The sequence below is a fragment of the Candidatus Polarisedimenticolia bacterium genome (genome assembly GCA_036001465.1).
Classification (GTDB): Bacteria; Acidobacteriota; Polarisedimenticolia; order Gp22-AA2; family Gp22-AA2; genus Gp22-AA3.
On the sequence record DASYUH010000027.1, the window covers coordinates 1 to 16,106 of the forward strand.

Annotated in this window: 18 protein-coding genes; 8 read left to right on the forward strand and 10 right to left on the reverse strand. The window is 69.5% G+C overall.

The features are described 5' to 3' along the window. Positions 1–44: 44 nt before the first annotated feature. Complete coding sequence (locus VGV60_05490; GenBank protein ID HEV8700707.1) at positions 45–2,084, reverse strand: DUF6600 domain-containing protein; 2,040 nt, start codon at positions 2,082–2,084, stop codon at positions 45–47. Between the two features lie 302 nt (positions 2,085–2,386). On the opposite strand from VGV60_05490, the gene VGV60_05495 reads away from it, so the two are divergent. Next, entirely contained in the window at positions 2,387–2,866 is a 480-nt protein-coding gene (locus VGV60_05495; GenBank protein HEV8700708.1) for a hypothetical protein, read from the forward strand. 21 nt (positions 2,867–2,887) lie between these two features. On the opposite strand, the gene VGV60_05500 is transcribed toward VGV60_05495, so the two are convergent. The 4 genes from VGV60_05500 to VGV60_05515 are packed head-to-tail and all read right to left on the reverse strand — an operon-like array spanning position 2,888 to position 7,023. Continuing rightward, a complete protein-coding gene (locus VGV60_05500; GenBank protein HEV8700709.1) occupies positions 2,888–4,909 on the reverse strand; it encodes an AsmA family protein in 2,022 nt (673 codons plus the stop codon). 10 nt (positions 4,910–4,919) lie between these two features. Beyond that, positions 4,920–5,879, reverse strand: a complete 960-nt coding sequence (locus VGV60_05505; protein ID HEV8700710.1) for a patatin-like phospholipase family protein — start codon at positions 5,877–5,879, stop codon at positions 4,920–4,922. Positions 5,880–5,930: 51 nt separating this feature from the next. Continuing rightward, the gene (nth, locus tag VGV60_05510) at positions 5,931–6,617 is read right to left on the reverse strand and encodes an endonuclease III (GenBank protein HEV8700711.1); all 687 of its coding nucleotides are present in this window, start codon (positions 6,615–6,617) and stop codon (positions 5,931–5,933) included. Next, positions 6,610–7,023 carry a type II secretion system protein GspG gene (locus VGV60_05515; protein HEV8700712.1) on the reverse strand — a complete coding sequence of 138 codons (414 nt, stop codon included), beginning with the start codon at positions 7,021–7,023 and terminating at the stop codon, positions 6,610–6,612. The genes nth and VGV60_05515 overlap by 8 nt, the downstream gene beginning before the upstream one ends. Positions 7,024–7,156: 133 nt before the next feature. Here VGV60_05515 and VGV60_05520 point away from each other — a divergent pair, with 133 nt between their 5' ends. The 3 genes from VGV60_05520 to VGV60_05530 are packed head-to-tail and all read left to right on the forward strand — an operon-like array spanning position 7,157 to position 10,439. Next, on the forward strand, positions 7,157–7,762 hold the full coding sequence (locus VGV60_05520) for a protein-L-isoaspartate(D-aspartate) O-methyltransferase (GenBank protein HEV8700713.1): 606 nt from the start codon (positions 7,157–7,159) through the stop codon (positions 7,760–7,762). Positions 7,763–7,779: 17 nt separating this feature from the next. After that, positions 7,780–9,210, forward strand: a complete 1,431-nt coding sequence (gene proS, locus VGV60_05525; protein ID HEV8700714.1) for a proline--tRNA ligase — start codon at positions 7,780–7,782, stop codon at positions 9,208–9,210. Beyond that, the gene (locus VGV60_05530) at positions 9,183–10,439 is read left to right on the forward strand and encodes a VWA domain-containing protein (protein ID HEV8700715.1); all 1,257 of its coding nucleotides are present in this window, start codon (positions 9,183–9,185) and stop codon (positions 10,437–10,439) included. The genes proS and VGV60_05530 overlap by 28 nt, the downstream gene beginning before the upstream one ends. A gap of 34 nt (positions 10,440–10,473) precedes the next feature. On the opposite strand, the gene VGV60_05535 is transcribed toward VGV60_05530, so the two are convergent. From VGV60_05535 to VGV60_05545, 3 genes are read right to left on the reverse strand one after another with little or no spacing between them, the layout of a single operon-like run. Beyond that, positions 10,474–10,782 carry a lipid-A-disaccharide synthase N-terminal domain-containing protein gene (locus tag VGV60_05535; GenBank protein ID HEV8700716.1) on the reverse strand — a complete coding sequence of 103 codons (309 nt, stop codon included), beginning with the start codon at positions 10,780–10,782 and terminating at the stop codon, positions 10,474–10,476. Beyond that, a complete protein-coding gene (locus tag VGV60_05540) occupies positions 10,772–11,503 on the reverse strand; it encodes a glycosyltransferase family 2 protein (GenBank protein HEV8700717.1) in 732 nt (243 codons plus the stop codon). Before VGV60_05540 ends, VGV60_05535 begins: the two co-directional genes overlap by 11 nt. Position 11,504: 1 nt before the next feature. Continuing rightward, a complete protein-coding gene (locus VGV60_05545) occupies positions 11,505–12,140 on the reverse strand; it encodes a lipopolysaccharide kinase InaA family protein (protein ID HEV8700718.1) in 636 nt (211 codons plus the stop codon). A 76-nt stretch (positions 12,141–12,216) separates the two neighbouring features. Here VGV60_05545 and VGV60_05550 point away from each other — a divergent pair, with 76 nt between their 5' ends. From VGV60_05550 to rfbB, 4 genes are read left to right on the forward strand one after another with little or no spacing between them, the layout of a single operon-like run. Continuing rightward, on the forward strand, positions 12,217–12,870 hold the full coding sequence (locus tag VGV60_05550) for a phosphotransferase (protein HEV8700719.1): 654 nt from the start codon (positions 12,217–12,219) through the stop codon (positions 12,868–12,870). A 27-nt stretch (positions 12,871–12,897) separates the two neighbouring features. After that, complete coding sequence (locus tag VGV60_05555; GenBank protein ID HEV8700720.1) at positions 12,898–13,341, forward strand: dTDP-4-dehydrorhamnose 3,5-epimerase family protein; 444 nt, start codon at positions 12,898–12,900, stop codon at positions 13,339–13,341. Between the two features lie 2 nt (positions 13,342–13,343). Beyond that, a complete protein-coding gene (locus VGV60_05560; GenBank protein ID HEV8700721.1) occupies positions 13,344–14,087 on the forward strand; it encodes a sugar phosphate nucleotidyltransferase in 744 nt (247 codons plus the stop codon). 1 nt (position 14,088) lies between these two features. After that, entirely contained in the window at positions 14,089–15,090 is a 1,002-nt protein-coding gene (rfbB, locus tag VGV60_05565; GenBank protein ID HEV8700722.1) for a dTDP-glucose 4,6-dehydratase, read from the forward strand. 31 nt (positions 15,091–15,121) lie between these two features. Here the strand turns inward: rfbB and VGV60_05570 are convergent, their stop codons facing one another. Beyond that, entirely contained in the window at positions 15,122–15,832 is a 711-nt protein-coding gene (locus VGV60_05570) for a hypothetical protein (GenBank protein ID HEV8700723.1), read from the reverse strand. Then, positions 15,829–16,106 (reverse strand): hypothetical protein (locus tag VGV60_05575; GenBank protein ID HEV8700724.1); only part of this gene is annotated, 278 nt, incomplete at its 5' end. The genes VGV60_05570 and VGV60_05575, both read right to left, overlap by 4 nt.

Genomic DNA, 16,106 nt, shown 5'->3' on the forward strand with positions numbered 1-16,106 from the left:
GAGGATGGCTCAGCGGTTGAATCGCGCGGCCGGTGACCCGGAGATCAGTGGCGGTGGTCTTCGCCGTTGTGCCCCTTGTCATTGTCGTCCTTAGGGGGCTTGGGGGCTCGCGGAGGAGCGGAAGGACGCGGGTTCGGACGCTGCTCCGGACGAGGTCCCTCCATCCCCTGCCGGGTCGGTGCCGGTGGCCCGATGCGGGGCGGCTGGGGACGCTGGAGCTGGACACGCTGAGGTTGGCCACGCGGGGGCTCGATGCGCTGCGGTTCCGGACGGCCGCGGTTGCGATCGCTGCGGACGCCGTCGAACAGCCGTTCGATCTTCTGGTCGGAGCGGGACGCGGACCGGCCGGAATCGGGCTGGCCGCTGTCGCGTCGTGGCGCCTCCCTCGTCCCCGCCGGCGGCGGCGATTCGCGCCGCGGGCGGGCCTGGTTCTCGGAGGGGCCGCGACCCCGATCGGGCGTCTGCGCCCCTTGACGCGACGGCGGCGCCTGCCGGGGCTCACGCACCCGGTCCGGCTCGGTGGAGCGCCGGGGGGGCCGAGTGCTCGGGCCCGGTCTGGGCGCCGGAGGGCGCGTGTCCTGATCCGGTCTCGCCGGCCGGTCCGCGGACTGCCCTTGCCCCGGTCGGGGCCGAGCCTGCTCCCGGGGATTGCCCTGGCCCCGAGGCTTCGCCTGCTCCTGCGACCTGTCCCTGTCTCGCATCCCCGCCTGCTCCCGCGGTGAGATGTTCCCGCGACGCGAGCGCGGCTCTTTGTCCCTCTCCATGGTGCGGAAGGACACGGGGCGGCTCTCCCGGTCGACCGCCGCCGGGAGCGGTGTCCGGCTGTTGCGGACCTTCTCCATCAGGCGTTCGCCCTCCTCCGGCCGGCGGCCGACGTCCTTCGGATCGAAGCGCGGCAGGCGCGAGGTGAGGACGACGTCGGTGCCGCGCGGCAGGCGATCGGCGCGGACGAAGGTCCGGCCCGGCCGCCGGTCCGCGAACCGATCCGCTGTGACGAACCGCCAGCCGCGAGGCTTGAGGCGCGTCACGTTGATGTTCACGGAGTTGATGATCGTCACGTCACTGAACACCGGGCGGTTGTAGTAGTTCAGCGGGCACCATCCGACATACGACGGTCCGACCGCGAAGCTCACCCAGGCGCCGCTCCACACGCTCCCCGGGATCCACACCCAGCCGATGTCCACCGCGAAGTCCCAGCGGCCGTAATGGTACGGAGCCCAGCCCCACGGATCGTACGAGACCCAGACCCAGCCGCCCCGGCACCACGACCAGTAGCCGTTGACGTAGGGGCCCCAGCCGCCCGTGTACACCGGCCGCCACACCCAGCCGTAGCTCGGGACGTTGTGCCAGGAGCCGTAGAACGACAACTCGCTCGCGTAGGGCCTGACCTCGTACGGCAGGTCTTCCACCGTCTCCTGCGGGTAGCGTTCTCCCCCGCGCCTGAGGTAGGCCTCCTGGCGGTCCTCGACGAAGCGGTCGAAGTCGTCCAGGCGGGCGGTATTGAACCGGCGCGGCTCGGAGGGAAGCCGGCCCGGCTGGACGCTGCTCCGCTCTCCCGTCCGGACCAGAACGGAATCTTCGTCCCCGGACAGCTCGGCCACCCCGCGGAACGAGTAGACGGTGGTCGCGCCGTCCTCGTTCTCGATCCGGTAGCTCCCGCCCGACAACAGGTAGACGGACCCCGCCTCGGTGTCGATGCGGAAGGTTTTGTCCCGACTGTCGGGATCGGAGGTCTCGATGCGGATGGCGCCGCCTTCGAGGGCGAGCAGGTTGGTCTTCTCATACTCGTTGTCGATGTCCGCCAGATTGCGCACGTCGAGGCGGGTCCCCTGGTCGAGCCACAAGACCGATCCGTCGGCCAGGCCGATTTCGGCGCGGCCGTCTTCCGTGGTGAGGCGATCGCCCGGCGTGACGGGATCGTTGACGATCCCCTCCGACTCCGTCCCCTCCCCCGCGCGGAGCAGCGTCAGGCCCCCTTCGAGGTGTCTGACCCGGCCGTAGACCGAGCCGTATTCCGGGTCGTCTTCGGGATCCGCAAGCGCCGGGAATACCGCCCCTCCCGCGAGCAGAATGGAGCCGACCACCAACAACCACCGTGACCACCTCGGCCTGGAGCGCATCGTCCTAACCCGCCTTTCCCTCTTCCGGGACCCTGTTCTCAGGTCCTGCCACGCAAGGTGCTATTTCCGTGCCACGTCGAGCGGACCTGGCGGTCGACCAGGCGGAGCCGGGCCGGTCGACCAAGTGGTCGCTTTTCAAGGGGGGCAGGCCACCCGTCAGGCGACACCGTTTGAGGGTGTCCCCCGGCCCGAGGGCAGCCGTCCTCAGTCCCGGACAAAAGCGCGCCACATTTGTGGGCCGGCGCGGCCTGCGCCTATACTGCCACATGGGCCGTCGGTCGGTTTCCGTCCTCCTTCTGGGCTTCCTCCTGGCGGCCTCAGGGGGGTCCGTTTCCCCCGCATTCGCGTCCTCCCGCAAGCCCAAGCCGCCCACCGGGAAGACGGACAAAGGGGAGGACAAGCCGAAGCTGGCCCTGACCGCCGATCCGGCCTTCGGCTTCACTCCGGTGACCGTGATCGTGACGGGGGCCCTCACGGGCGTCGACCTGCACGACCGGAACTTCTGCCACGCGGCCGTGACCTGGATCCGGATCGACCCCGGCCAGTCGGAGCGCGACGGCTTACGGACCCGCGAGGACCCGGCGTGCGTCCATCCCGATGAGGAGATTTCGGTGAGCACCAGCTTCACCAAGACGTTCGTCCTGTACCGCCCGGGATCGTACCTCATCCGGCTTGAAGTCGAAGGGAAGGACGGCACGCGGGTGAGCTCCGGCTTCACGCGGGTCGAGGTGCTCCGGGTCCAGTGATGGGGCCGGCTCGGCCGAATCCTAAGGGGGGGTCTCCTGCGGCTTGCCTTCCTCGGGCTGGCCCAGGCGCTTCAGGAGGCGGTCGGTCAGGCTCTCGCGCACTCTTTCCTTGGCGCGCTCCTTCACCTGCCGGACTTGCGCCTGCCTGTTGATCCCGAAGCTGGGGCTGGCCAGGTTCCCCTTCAGGGAGAAGTAGACGGCCAGCCGGTCATTCTCGGTCAGGCTTCGCAGCCGCGCGTTCTTCGTCACCATGCCCCCCGTCGCCTCCTCGGAGAATCGCGCGGTCACGTCCAGGTCGAGCGTGGCGTCCAGACCGACCCAGCCTTTCCCTTCGAGATCGAGGTCCTTGGAGTGCAGCGTCAGATCGTCGGTGCGGGCCCGCCCGTCCGCGACGGCGAGGGTGGCCTTGAGGACTTCGAACGGCGTGCTGTCCCGGCCCACCCCCTTGCCGCCCGCCATCTCCAGAAGGGCGGCCAGCTGCTTGAGAACGCTGAACGACGTGACGGCGCCGTCGGCTATCTCGATGTCGCCGTCCCCCCGGGCGGTGCCCAGGATCTGATCCATGCCCGCGCCGGTCGCCGCGAGGTCGAGGCGACCCCTCAGTCGGCCTCGAACGAGCTCCTTGAGGCCGGGGTCATAGGCCGACAGAAGAGGGTCGACATCGATCTTGTCGAGGCGGACCGAGGCGGCATACCCGGGCACGGCCCGGGACAGGTCGACGCTCGCCTTGCCTCCCAGCGCCCCGCCATAGAACCCGGCGGTCAGCTCCGAAAGAGAAAAGACGCTGCGGGCCAGTCCCACGGAGGCGCGCACATTCGCGAGATCGAAGGTCTGGAAGCGCACCTCCTTCACGTCGATCCGGCCGGCGCCGCTCACCTGCCCGAGAAGCCCCGCGGGAGGAGCGGCCGAGGCCGGGGCCGGCCGGCCCTGGGAGGCGGGGACCGCCGGGATCAGGGTCGCCACGATCTCGTTCAGGTCCAGGCGGGGAGACGTGAGGGCGAAGCCGATCCTGGGCCTCAGGAAATTCTCCACCTTGAGGCTGCCGCGCAGGGATGACGATCCGGCGCTGACGCTGAAGTCCTGCCATTCGGCGCGCTCCCCGTCGACGACCACCCGGCCCGACAGGTCCTTCACCGGGAGCGCCATGCCGGCGTCCCGATAGCTGATCCCCTTGAGGGCGAGGGTCCCCTTGAAGCGGAGCGACTCCGGCCGCTCGAGAGGCACGCTCGCGGTGCCGTCCAGGTCCAGCGCCCCGCGCACCTCCAGTCCGGCTGGACGGGCCACCCCGAGCCACGGAAGAAGGAGCGCCAGGTCCTCGACGCGCACCGACTTGCCACGGGCGGCGAGGGTCAGGACAGGCTCCGCTCCCGAGGCCGTCAGGCGGGCCCGGGCAGCCAGGGCGCTCTTGCCGAGCCCGAGGGAGAGATTCAGATCGGTCGGTTCGTCTCCTCCCCATCCCCGGATCGTGGCGTTCACCGGATCGATGACCGCCTCCGATCGGCGGCCCGGGACCACGAAGTCGTCGTAGATCACGATCCGCCCCCCGCTGACCTTCGCCTGATCGACCACGACCTTGAAGGAGGACTCCTGCGTCCCGACCTGGCGCGGCGCCGCTTTGGAAGCGGCGGATGCCCTCTCGACCAGATCGTCGAAGTTCCAGCGGCCGCGGGCGTCCCGGATGAGCGTCACGGTCGGCCGGCTCAGGTGGATCGAGGTGACGTTGGCCCGGCCGCGCAGCAGGCCGAGGAGGCCGATCCGCACGCGGAGCGAGTCCGCCGTCAGGGCGTTTCGGCCGGGATAGGCGGCTGAATCGGAGACCCGGATCGGCCCCCCCACCGAAAGGCCGGGAGTCGGAAGGAGCGCGAAGGAGATCTTCCCGAGGGTGATGGTGCGGCCCGTCGCCTCCCGGACCTTGGCGGCGATCTGCGGCCGGTAGCTGTTGACGTCCACCAGAAAGGGCAGGGCGACGGCGGCCGAGACCACGAGTCCGGCCGCGATCGCCATGGCGATCAGCCAGCGACGGATGGCGCGCGACAGGGGCATGTTCCCCTCCTCAGGGAACCTTCTTCAGGTCCTCTTCTCTCATGTACGCCCGGGCCAGCCGGCGCGAGCGGGAGTACCCGAACAGGGACGAAAAACGGGCCATCTTGATCTGGTGCCGGATCTCGCCGATTTTCGCGCGGGCGGCCGCTTCCCCGAGGGCGATGCACTCGACAATCGCCGAGAAGTCGGCCCAGTGGATGTGACCCACCTCGGGATCGATCAGGACGTCGGCAAACCGGCACTGCATGTCCTTGAGCGCCTCCGCCTTGACCGCGTTCGCCCGGACCATGATGTTCAGGCCTCTGCGGTAGGCGGAAGTGTCCTCCATGTCCTTCGAAACGTCCACCCCGATCACCAGGTTCGCCCCGAGCCGCAGCGCCGGGATCACCGGGACCTTGCTGGTCCATCCCCCGTCGATCAGGAGTCGACCGTCGATCGGCACCGGCGGCAGGAGTCCGGGGACGGCGCTGCTGGCGCTGACGGCCCGCCGCAGGGGGCCCTCCTGGATGATGACCTCCTCGGCGCGATTGATGTCCGTGGCCACCGCCGCGAACGGGATGCGCGTCTGGTCGATAGTGACGTCGTCCAGGATGCCGTTGATGTTGTGCTCGAAGTGCTGCGCGCTGATCCAGGAGGTCTTGGCCATCGAGAAGGAATAGAAAATCCCCTTTTTGACCAGCGACACGAAATTGTAGAGAAGGCCCGGGCGGGCCTGCCGGCTCTCGCGCAGAAAATCGAATTTCGATCTCTTGAACTGCTTGCTGAAGATGAAGTCCCGGAAGCGGCTCTCGGTCGCCGCGGCGCTCTTCGTCGTGGCATAGACCCCGCCCACGAGCGCCCCGACGCTCGTGCCGACGATCAGGTCGATGGGGATCTCGTTCTCCTCGAGGACCTTCAGGACCCCGATGTGGGCCAGCCCGCGGGCCGCACCGCCCCCCAGGGCCAGCCCGACCTTGAACCCTTCGAACATCACCGCACCGTCCCGGAAGATCGATCCACGCCGCGCAGATCGCGCCGAGCCTCAATATAGGCCGGGCCGGCGCCCGGGGCCATCCAGCCGGCCGGCGTAGCGGCAAAGGCGGCGGAGCGGGCAGGCGGGGCAGCGAGGGGCGCGGGCCCGGCAGATCCGCCGGCCCAGGCTGATCAGGTTCAGGTGCGCCTCGAGGTAGCGCGCCTTCGGGATCAGGCCGGCCAGGATCGCGTGGGTTCTCCGCGGGGTGGCCTTCGGCGGAACCCACCCGACGCGCCGGGCGATCCGGTGGATGTGGGTGTCCACCGGGAAGGCCGGCCGGCCACAGGCGAACAGCAGCACGCAGCAGGCGGTCTTCTCACCGACCCCCCGGAGGCCCAGGAGGTAGGCCCTGGCGTCCGCCAGCGGCATCGTCCGGAGCACGCCCAGGTCGAGACGCCCCTGGTCCTGACGGACGCGGCGGAGGATGTCCTGGATCACCCGGCTCTTGGTCCTGGCGAGGCCGCCGGCTCGAATGGCGCGCTCCACGTCGGCGCGCCGGGCCCGGAGCACGTCCTCCCAGGCGGGGAAGCGTCCTCGCAGGGCGGCGTAGGCGCGGTCGCGATTGACGTCGCTGGTATGCTGGGAGAGGACCGTGAGAATCAGCTCGTCGAGCGGCGCGTAGCGGCGGCCGGGGCGCGGGCGGCCGAAGGCCTTGGCCAGAAGAGCGAGATGCCGGCCGGCCGATTCCCTACCCACCGCCGGGGGCCGGGAGCTGGGTGAACTGGCCGTCGGTCATCACCAGATCGTCGGCGCTCCCGGCGCGCCCGTCGGCGCCGGGGCTGGTCAGCGTGAAGCTGCGGCCGTCCGACTGGTAGAGAAGGGTGTTGCCCCAGTTGTCGACGGTGACGGCTCCGGGCAGGTAGGTCGGGACCAGAACGGCCGTGGCCTGATCGATCGAGCTCCCCAGGGGATAACCTCCTCGATCGAGAACGCTGGCGCCCAGGGCCCGTCCCAGAGTCTCCATGGTCCCCTTGGTCCCGACGAGTTTTCCCTGGTCGATGGCGTGCAGGACCTCGCGCGAGGCGTTCTCGCCCGCCTTGCCGCATCCCGCGGCGGCCAGCGAGGCCACGACGATCAGGATGAACGCCGCCGGCATTCTCATCGGTCCTCCCGCGAGCCGGCAGGAATCTCCACGCGGCCGGCCGGGCCGATTGTACCGGATCCCCTGTGATAAGATTTCCGCGAGGCGCTGCCACTTGGAGATTCCGCCCGGTCCGCAGGATCCGTATGCCGGCATGCGCGCGCGGATGGTCGAGGAGCAGATCGTCAGGCGCCGCGTCCGGGACGAGCGGGTCCTGCGGGCGATGGGCACGGTGCCTCGCCATCTGTTCGTGCCGGACTATCTCAGGGACAGCGCCTACGATGACGGCCCGTTGCCGATCGGGGAGGAGCAGACCATCTCCCAGCCGTACGTCGTGGCGTTCATGAGCGAGGCGATTCGGCCGCAGCCCGCCGACCGGGTCCTGGAGGTCGGCACCGGCTCGGGATACCAGACGGCGGTCCTCGCGGACCTCGTCGGGCACGTGTACAGCACGGAAGTTCGCCCCCGCCTGGCCGAGGCGGCGCGCGCCAGGCTCGCGGAGCTGGGCGTCTCGAACGTCACCCTGCGCGCGGAGGACGGGTCCGGTGGCTGGCCGGAGGAGGCGCCGTTCGACTCGATCCTGGTCACGGCCGCGGCGCCCGGCGTGCCGGAGGCTTTGGTGGAGCAGCTCGGCGAAGGAGGCAGGCTCGTGATACCGATCGGCAGCGGGGATCAGGAGCTGGTCAGGGTGACCCGCGGCCGGGACGGCCTCGCACGCGAGAGGCTCCTGCCGGTCCGCTTCGTGCCGCTCGTCCTCTAGCAGCACCAGGAGATCCCATGGCGAAGGTCATCACCCCCAGGCAGGAAGACTACTCGCGCTGGTACACCGACGTGATCACCCAGTCGCAGATGGCCGACTACTCGCCGGTCAAGGGCTGCATGGTGATCCGGCCCCTGGGCTACGCCGTCTGGGAGGGGATGCAGAAGGAGCTGGACGCCCGCTTCAAGGAGACCGGACACCAGAACGCCTATTTCCCGCTGTTCATCCCCGAGTCGTTCCTGCACAAGGAGGCCGAGCACGTCGCGGGCTTCGCCCCCGAGTGCGCCGTGGTCACGCACGGCGGCGGCAAGGAGCTGGAAGAGGCGCTCATCGTCCGGCCGACGTCGGAGACGATCATCTACGCGATGTACGCCAAATGGATCCGCTCCTACCGCGACCTGCCGGTCCTGATCAACCAGTGGGCCAACGTCGTGCGCTGGGAGATGCGCACCCGCCTGTTCCTGCGCACCACCGAGTTTCTCTGGCAGGAGGGGCACACCGCCCACGCGACGGAGCAGGAGGCCGAGGCGGAGGCGCTCCTCATCCTCGAGATCTACCGGCGCTTCGCCGAGGAGCACATGGCGATCCCGGTCTACACCGGCGTGAAGAGCGACAGCGAGAAGTTCGCGGGGGCCCTTCGCACCTACAGCATCGAGGCGCTCATGCAGGACGGCAAGGCGCTGCAGGCCGGGACGTCGCACAACCTGGGGCAGAACTTCGCCAAGGCCTTCGAGGTGAAGTTCCAGACCAAGGACGGCACGTGGGAGAACGTCTGGTCGACTTCCTGGGGCGTGTCCACCCGGCTCGTGGGCGCCCTGGTCATGGCGCACGGCGACGACAACGGCGCCAGCTTTCCGCCCCGCCTCGCGCCCGTCCAGGTGGTCCTGGTGCCGATCTGGAAGAGCGACGACGAGAAGGCGCGCATCTCGGAGGCCGTGCGGCTGGCGGCCGAGGAGCTGAAGGGGGCCTTCCGCGTCAAGGCCGACCTGCGCGACGAGGTGTCGCCCGGCTGGAAGTTCAACGAGTGGGAGATGAAGGGCGTCCCCCTGCGCCTGGAGATCGGCCCGCGCGATCTGGAGAAGGACCAGTTCACCGCCGTCCGCCGGCTGGACCGCCGCAAGACCCCGCTGCCCCGCGCCGGCCTGGCCGCCGGTGTCGCCGCGCTGCTGGAGGAGATCCAGTCCGCGATGCTCGAGAAGGGGCGCGCCTTCCTGCGGGAGAACACCCGGGACGCCAGGGACTACGAGGAGTTCAAGCGGGCGCTCGACGCGTCGGGCGGGTTCTACCGCGCCCACTGGTGCGGCTCGGCCGACTGCGAGAAGCGCATCAAGGACGAGACCAAGGCGACCATCCGCTGCATCCCGCTCGAGGGGAACCGGGAGGACGGCAAGTGCCTGCGCTGCGGAGGGGAGTCCCGGCGATGGGTCTACTTCGCCCGGTCCTACTAGGAGCGATCCTGTCCGGCGCCCTCGTGGCGGCGGGCGTGGCGGCGCAGGTCCCGGTCGCGGACTCCCCGGCGGCACCGGGCACCGAGCCGGCGGGGCAGGTTGCGGTGCGCTTCCTGGAGCCGGCGCCGCCCGGCCTCATCCTCGGACCCACCCGCATCTCCGTCGAGGCGGCGGCCCCGGCCGGCGCCCGCGTCTCGCGCGTCGAGATTTACGCCGACGGGACCCTGCTCACCGCCTTCGAGCGCCCCCCCTTCTCCCTGACCTGGGACGCCGGCACCGGCTTCGCGCACCGCACCCTGCGGGCCGTGGCGATCGACTCCGAGGGGCGCAGGGGGGAGGCCACCCTGGTCGCCCGCCCTTTGTACGTCGGCCAGTACGAGGAGGTCCGGCTGGTCAACGTGTTCGCCACGGTGCGCGATCGCCGGGGGAACGCCGTGCTCGATCTGGGGAAGAGCGACTTCGTCATGCTCGAGGACGGCGCGCCGCAGTCGGTGACGCATTTCACCTCCGCCAAGGTGCCGATCACCATCGCCCTGCTGATCGACGCCAGCAACAGCATGAACCTGGGGGGCCGGATCGAACTGGCGCGCAAGGCCGCGGAAGAGTTCGTCGAGAGCGTCGATCCGGAGGACCGGCTCATGGTCCTGTCGTTCAACGACGAGCTCAAGGGGGGCGCCGGGCCGGCCTCCGACCGGGGCGCGACCAAGAAGGAGATCGAGGCGATCCAGGCGCGGGGCGGCACCGCCCTCTACGACGCGATCTACGCGGCCGCCGTCCGCCTTCTCGGATCCGAGGGGCGCCGCGTCATCGTGCTCCTTTCGGACGGGCGCGACCAGGCCCTGACCGACAACGAGCCCGGGAGCCTGCACCTGTTCGAGGAGGCCCTGGAGAAGGCGCATCGCAGCGAGGTCGCCGTCTACGCGATTGGGCTCGGGGCCCACCTGGACACCGAGATGGACCTGCGCTACGAGCGCAGCCTCAAGGAGATCCTCGACACCCTGGCGAGCGCGACCGGGGGCCGGTCGTACTACCCCGCGCGCCCCGGCCAGCTGTCGGGGGTCTACCGACAGATCGCGGCCGATCTGAAGGCCCAGTACACGCTGGCCTACTCTTCGACCAATCGCGTCCCGGACGGCAAGTGGCGGACGATCCGCCTGACGGTGAAGAATCCGGAGCTGGAGGTGCGGGCGCGGGCCGGATATTACGCCCCGGGGCCGCAGAAGCCCTGAGGACCGCGTGCCGGCCGGATGCTCGGGCAGGCTCCTAGCCCGCCCCTCCAGGCATCGCGGTCCCGGGGCGCGGCCGGCGGATCAGCATCAGGTTGCGCAGATAGATGAAGATGCCCGCGGACTGCCCGATGGTGAACACGATGTCCTGCCTGTACCAGAAGGCGTAGGCGAACAGGATCAGGCCCCCCAGGAGGCTCAGGTACCAGAACGCCACCGGGATCGTGCTCTCCTTCCGGCGCTCCGATGCCAGCCACTGCACGATGAAGCGCGATCCGAAGAGGATCTGCCCCAGGATGCCGAACAGCACCCAGCCGTTGACGTGCAGCAGGCCTTCAAATGTCATCCTTCACCTCGTAGCGCAGTTTGCGCCGCTTCATCCAGCGGACGGCAAGCAGATCCATGAACGACGGCAACAGGCGGTTGCCGATCCCGTACTTCGATTCGCCGTGGCGGCGCGGCCGGTGGCCCACGGCGATCTCGCGGACGCGGCACCCTTCCATCTTCAGGAGCGTCGGCAGGAAGCGGTGCATCCCGTCGTAGAGGACGATGCGCGACAGCGAGGCCCTGCGGAACGCCTTGAGCGAGCAGCCGGTGTCGGTGATCGTCTCGTCGGACAGCCGGTTGCGCACGTAGTTGGCCACGCGCGACGACACGCGGCGCACCAGGTTGTCGCGGCGCTGCAGGCGCGCTCCCATCACGGCGTCCCAGCCCTCGAGCGCCGCCAGCAGCCGCGGGATGTCGGCCGGGTCGTTTTGAAGATCGGCATCCAGGGTCACGATGACGTCCCCCGCCGCGCCCTTGAAGCCGGCGTCCATGGCGGCCGACTGCCCGGAGTTCCTGGCCAGGGTCAGGACCCGCACCCGCGGGTCCGAGGCGCGCAGGTCGCGCAGCACCCGGTCGCTGCCGTCAGTCGAGCCGTCGTCGACGAACAGGATCTCGTAGGCGTCGCCGATCGATCCCATGACCGCGGTCAGCTCGGAGTGCAGGATGGCAAGGTTGTCCCTCTCGTTGTAGACGGGGATGACGAGCGAGATCCCGGGGCGGGAGCGCGTCGGACTATTCACGCTAGTTGAAGAACCACAGGCGGCGCAGGCGGCTCATCCACCGGTGCCGGGCGGCATCCCGGTCGCTCAGAAGCTCCGGGGCCAGCAGAGACTTCCACTTCAGGAGGGCGCTGTCGTCGATGCGGCGCATGATCGGGAAGAGGATGCGCGCGCCCAGCCCCGCGGGGTCGAAGCAGAACGAGGCGTTGAAGTCGATGATGCCGGGGCGCCCGTCCGCGGTCACCAGGATGTTGTCGCGCTTGCGGAGATCGATGTGCGCCACGCCGCGCGCGTGGATCTGCCGCACCAGCTCGGCGAGCTTCGCGAACATCGGCCCGGCCTGGTCGCGGTGACCGCGGCACCAGCGGGTGATGCGCTCTCCGTCCATGGGCTCCATCAGGATCCCCACGCGGCCGGCCTCACCGTAGCACTGCGGGATCCCGGGGATTCCATGCAGCCGGCGCAGGGCGCGGATCTCGCGGGCCACCTGGCGGCGGCCCAGGAGGCGCACCGGCCACGACTTGTCGCTGAAGTCCTTGAGGACCGCCCGATCGCCGCCGAACGCCACGCTCTTGATGTCGGGCTTCGCCCAGCCCCCCGGCCGGATCATCTCGATGGTGAGGGGCTCCGGGGCGGTCGCTTCGAGCGTCTCGGCCATCGGCGCTCCTGTGCTATTCTCCGGGGGCAGGACAGGATGAACATCTTACCATAGCCCCGCACGGGGCTCCGGTGTGATGCCCCCCTTCACGCGCGACCGCCTCGCCCGACTGCCACGCCGCCGCCTGCACGGGGGCCGCAATGTCACCAAGGCGATCGTCGACCTGGTCGAGCTCGAGGGCCGACCGATCGTCCTGAAGGACTTCGCGTCGCGCCCCTGGCCGGTGCGGCACCTGCTCGGGCCATGGCAGCTGGGCCGCGAGGCGCGCGCCTACGGGGTGCTGGGCGGCCTGCGCGGCACGCCGGAGTTCCTGGGGCGGGTCGATCGCCAGGCGATCGCCCTCGAGTACGTTCCCGGACAGACCCTGGCGTCGCTCCGGCCGGGGGATCTCCCCGCGCCGTTCTTCGACCGGCTCGACCGTCTCCTGGCGGAGATCCACGCCAGGGGGGTGGCCCACGGCGACCTGCACCGGCACGATGTCCTGGCCGGCCCCGGCGGCGAGCCCTGCATCGTCGACTTCTCCACCTCGGTCGCCGCCGGCAGGAACGCGGGCGCCTGGACCCGGTTCCTCTTCGATCAGATGCGCCTGGCCGATCGACGCTCGGCGGCGAAGATGAGGCAAGCGCTCCTGCCGGGGACCGGTCCCGTGGTCCCCGGCCGGCGCGGACTGTACCGCATCGGCGGCTGGGTCAGGCGCCTCCTGGACAGCCTGCGGGGGCGGCATCCCTGATATAATCCCGCCTTCATGATCCAGGGTGTGCGCACCAAACCGCTCAAGGTGATACCCGACGAGCGCGGGCGTCTGATGGAGACGCTGCGCGCCGACGACGATCTGTTCATCAAGTTCGGCCAGGCCTACATCACCACCGCCTATCCCGGCGTGATCAAGGGCTGGCATTTCCACAAGATCCAGCTGGACAATTTCATCGGTGTGAAGGGGATGTTCAAGGTCGTCCTGTACGACGGCCGGGAGGGCTCCGCCACACGCGGGGAGGTGAACGAGTTCTTCCTGGGCGTGCACAACCCGATGCTTCTCCAGATCCCGACCTTCGTGCTTCATGGTTTCAAGGCGATCGGCACCGAAGAGGCCATCATGCTGAACCTGCCGACGGAGCCCTACCGCTACGACGCCCCGGACGAGTACCGCGTCGATCCGCACAGCCCCGACGTCCCGTACGACTGGGCGCTGAAGGAGAAGTAAAGATGAAGGGCGTCATCCTCGCGGGCGGGCTGGGGACCCGGCTGAACCCGTTGACCAAGATCACCAACAAGCACCTGCTGCCGATCTACGACCGCCCGATGATCCACTACCCGCTCATGACCCTGGTCGGCGCCGGCATCCGCGACATCTTGATCGTCACCGGGGGGAACCACGCCGGCGAGTTCCTGCGCCTCCTGGGGAACGGCCGCGAGTTCGGTCTCGAGGACATCGCCTACACCTACCAGGAGGGGGAGGGCGGGATCGCCGACGCGCTGGCCCTGGCGCGCCACTTCGCGGACGGGGACCAGATCGTCGTGGTCCTGGGGGACAACATCATCGAGGGGGACATCAAGAAGCCGGTGGCCGCCTTCAAGGCCCAGGGGACGGGGGCGCGCCTGCTCCTCAAGAAAGTGCCAGACCCCGCCCGCTTCGGCGTCCCCGAGTTGCGCGACGGACGGATCGCCGGGATCGAGGAGAAGCCCAAGCAGCCGAAATCGGACTACGCGGTCATCGGCATCTACATGTACGACGCCCAGGTGTTCGACATCATCTCGACCCTCAAGCCGTCGGGGCGCGGCGAGCTCGAGATCACCGACGTGAACAACGCCTACCTGAAGCGCGGCCAGCTCGAGCACGACATTCTCGAGGGCTGGTGGACCGACGCCGGCACGTTCGATTCGCTGTTCCGCGCCAGCCAGCTCGTGCGCGAGAAGATGATCGAGAAGCTGACGGCGCGGATCGGCTGAGATGGCCCGCGTCGTCATCACCGGCGGGGCCGGATTCATCGGATCGCACTACGTCCACCACGCCGTCCGGGCCCATCCGGACTGGCAGGTCACCGTCCTCGACAAGCTGACCTACGCCGGCAACCCCGCCAACCTGCAGGACCTCGAAGGGAATCCCCGCTACCGCTTCGTGCGCGGCGACATCGCCTCGCGCCAGGACGTCGAGCGCGCCATCGAGGGGGGCGTGGACCTCATCTTCAATTTCGCGGCGGAGACCCACGTCGACCGCTCGATCGGCGATCCGGAGGGGTTCATCCGCACCGACATCTACGGCACCTACACGCTGCTCGAGGCGGCCCGGGCCCAGGGGGTCAAGGCCTTCGTGCAGATCTCGACCGACGAGGTGTACGGGAGCGTGTCGAAGGGCCGGAGCGTCGAGACCGACGCCCTGATGCCCACCAACCCGTACTCCGCGAGCAAGGCGGCCGCGGACCGGCTCGCCTACTCCTACTTCGCCACCTACAACCTGCCGGTCTTCATCAGCCGCGCCTCGAACAACTACGGCCCGAACCAGTACCCGGAGAAGGTGATTCCCCTGTTCGTCACCAACGCCCTCGAGGACAAGCCGCTGCCGCTCTACGGTGACGGCCAGAACGTGCGCGACTGGCTGTACGTCCAGGACCACTGCGAGGCGATCGACGTCATGCTGGAGCGCGGCACGCCGGGGGAGGTCTACAACATCGGCGGCGGGAACGAAAGGCGCAACCTCGAGATCACCGAGCGCATTCTCGACGCTCTCGGCAAGCCGCGCACCCTCCTGCGCTACGTGCAGGACCGGCCCGGGCACGACCGGCGCTACGCGCTGGACTGCTCCAAGCTCGGAAAGCTCGGCTGGACGCCGCGCGTGGCCTTCGAGAAGGGGCTCGAGGAGACCATCGCCTGGTACTCGGCGAACCGCGCCTGGTGGCAGCCGATCAAGACCGGCGAGTACCTCGAGTACTACCGGACGCACTACAAAATCTAGGAGCGGCCGCACGATGATCAAGTCGGGCTGCCTATGGCGCACGCTCGGCCGCGGGGTCCGGCGTCCCCCTGGCGGACGGCTGCGCGATCAGCGCGCGCAGCTCGCCGTCTTCCTTTAGATTGAATTCCAGATCGAGGACGGGCCGGCCCAGGAGCGAGGTGTTCCAGTAGAGAAGCCGGGCCCTGAAGCCGTCGAGCGTCTTCTCGGGATCGATGCGCATCAGGGCGTCGGGGGTATCCAGGCTCTCGGCGACGCGCCGCATCTCCTCCTCGTCACCGCCGGTCGATTCGAGCGCCACCAGGGCCGGCGTGGTCATGACGAGCTCCGGCAGGAGGCCGTTCAGGCGCAGGTAGCAGCCGATCATCTCGCGGGCCCCGTCGATGTCGAGCTGCAGGCCTTCCGCCGCCACCGCCTCGTTGATTCGCCGCCGGGATTCCTCGACCGGCTGCTCCGGGACGCGCCCCGGATTCGACAGGTTGTCGGGCAGAAGCCCGCGTACGCCGACGATCATCCAGGTCTCGGCGCACGCTTCCGTGCAGACGACATAGAAGCGCAGGCGCCTGAGCGGGGGGCACGGGATCCGCTCGACCTCCGCCCCGCGGATCGAGCCGGGGTAGATGGCCGACACCGCCGCGATCTTCCGAGTCAGCTCCTCGGGGGGCGCGGCGAGGCCGGTCCCCCAGAGGAGAACGACCGCGAGGAGGGCCAGGATCGCCCCGGCGGCGACGCCCCCCCACTTCACCGCGCCCCTTCCTTTCGCAGGAGGTGGAAGGAGTGCCCCGCCACGGTCCCGCGCAGGACCTCGACCACGCCCGGAAGGCGGGCCAGGTCGATCCGGCGCAGCAGGTCATCCTCGATCAGAAGGTCGCGCGGGCCGTCGCGCGCCAGGTAGTCGGCGATCGCCTCGGGCGTGTCGGTCTCCTCGGCGAACCGTCCGGTGTAGAAGACCCAGGCGTCGCGCTTCTCCTCGGTGGTCGCGAACGGCGCGCCGGGCAGGAGGCTGGCCCGGACCTGCT

Excerpts from the sequence above, each read along its gene's own strand:
- VGV60_05545 (HEV8700718.1), bottom strand. The coding sequence starts at position 12,140 with ATGGCCGAGACGCTCGAAGCGACCGCCCCGGAGCCCCTCACCATCGAG.
- VGV60_05505 (HEV8700710.1), bottom strand. The coding sequence starts at position 5,879 with ATGTTCGAAGGGTTCAAGGTCGGGCTGGCCCTGGGGGGCGGTGCGGCC.
- rfbB (HEV8700722.1), top strand. The coding sequence starts at position 14,089 with ATGGCCCGCGTCGTCATCACCGGCGGGGCCGGATTCATCGGATCGCAC.
- VGV60_05495 (HEV8700708.1), top strand. The coding sequence starts at position 2,387 with ATGGGCCGTCGGTCGGTTTCCGTCCTCCTTCTGGGCTTCCTCCTGGCG.
- VGV60_05550 (HEV8700719.1), top strand. The coding sequence starts at position 12,217 with ATGCCCCCCTTCACGCGCGACCGCCTCGCCCGACTGCCACGCCGCCGC.
- VGV60_05535 (HEV8700716.1), bottom strand. The coding sequence starts at position 10,782 with ATGACATTTGAAGGCCTGCTGCACGTCAACGGCTGGGTGCTGTTCGGC.
- VGV60_05520 (HEV8700713.1), top strand. The coding sequence starts at position 7,157 with ATGCGCGCGCGGATGGTCGAGGAGCAGATCGTCAGGCGCCGCGTCCGG.
- proS (HEV8700714.1), top strand. The coding sequence starts at position 7,780 with ATGGCGAAGGTCATCACCCCCAGGCAGGAAGACTACTCGCGCTGGTAC.
- VGV60_05500 (HEV8700709.1), bottom strand. The coding sequence starts at position 4,909 with ATGCCCCTGTCGCGCGCCATCCGTCGCTGGCTGATCGCCATGGCGATC.
- VGV60_05530 (HEV8700715.1), top strand. The coding sequence starts at position 9,183 with ATGGGTCTACTTCGCCCGGTCCTACTAGGAGCGATCCTGTCCGGCGCC.
- VGV60_05515 (HEV8700712.1), bottom strand. The coding sequence starts at position 7,023 with ATGAGAATGCCGGCGGCGTTCATCCTGATCGTCGTGGCCTCGCTGGCC.
- VGV60_05560 (HEV8700721.1), top strand. The coding sequence starts at position 13,344 with ATGAAGGGCGTCATCCTCGCGGGCGGGCTGGGGACCCGGCTGAACCCG.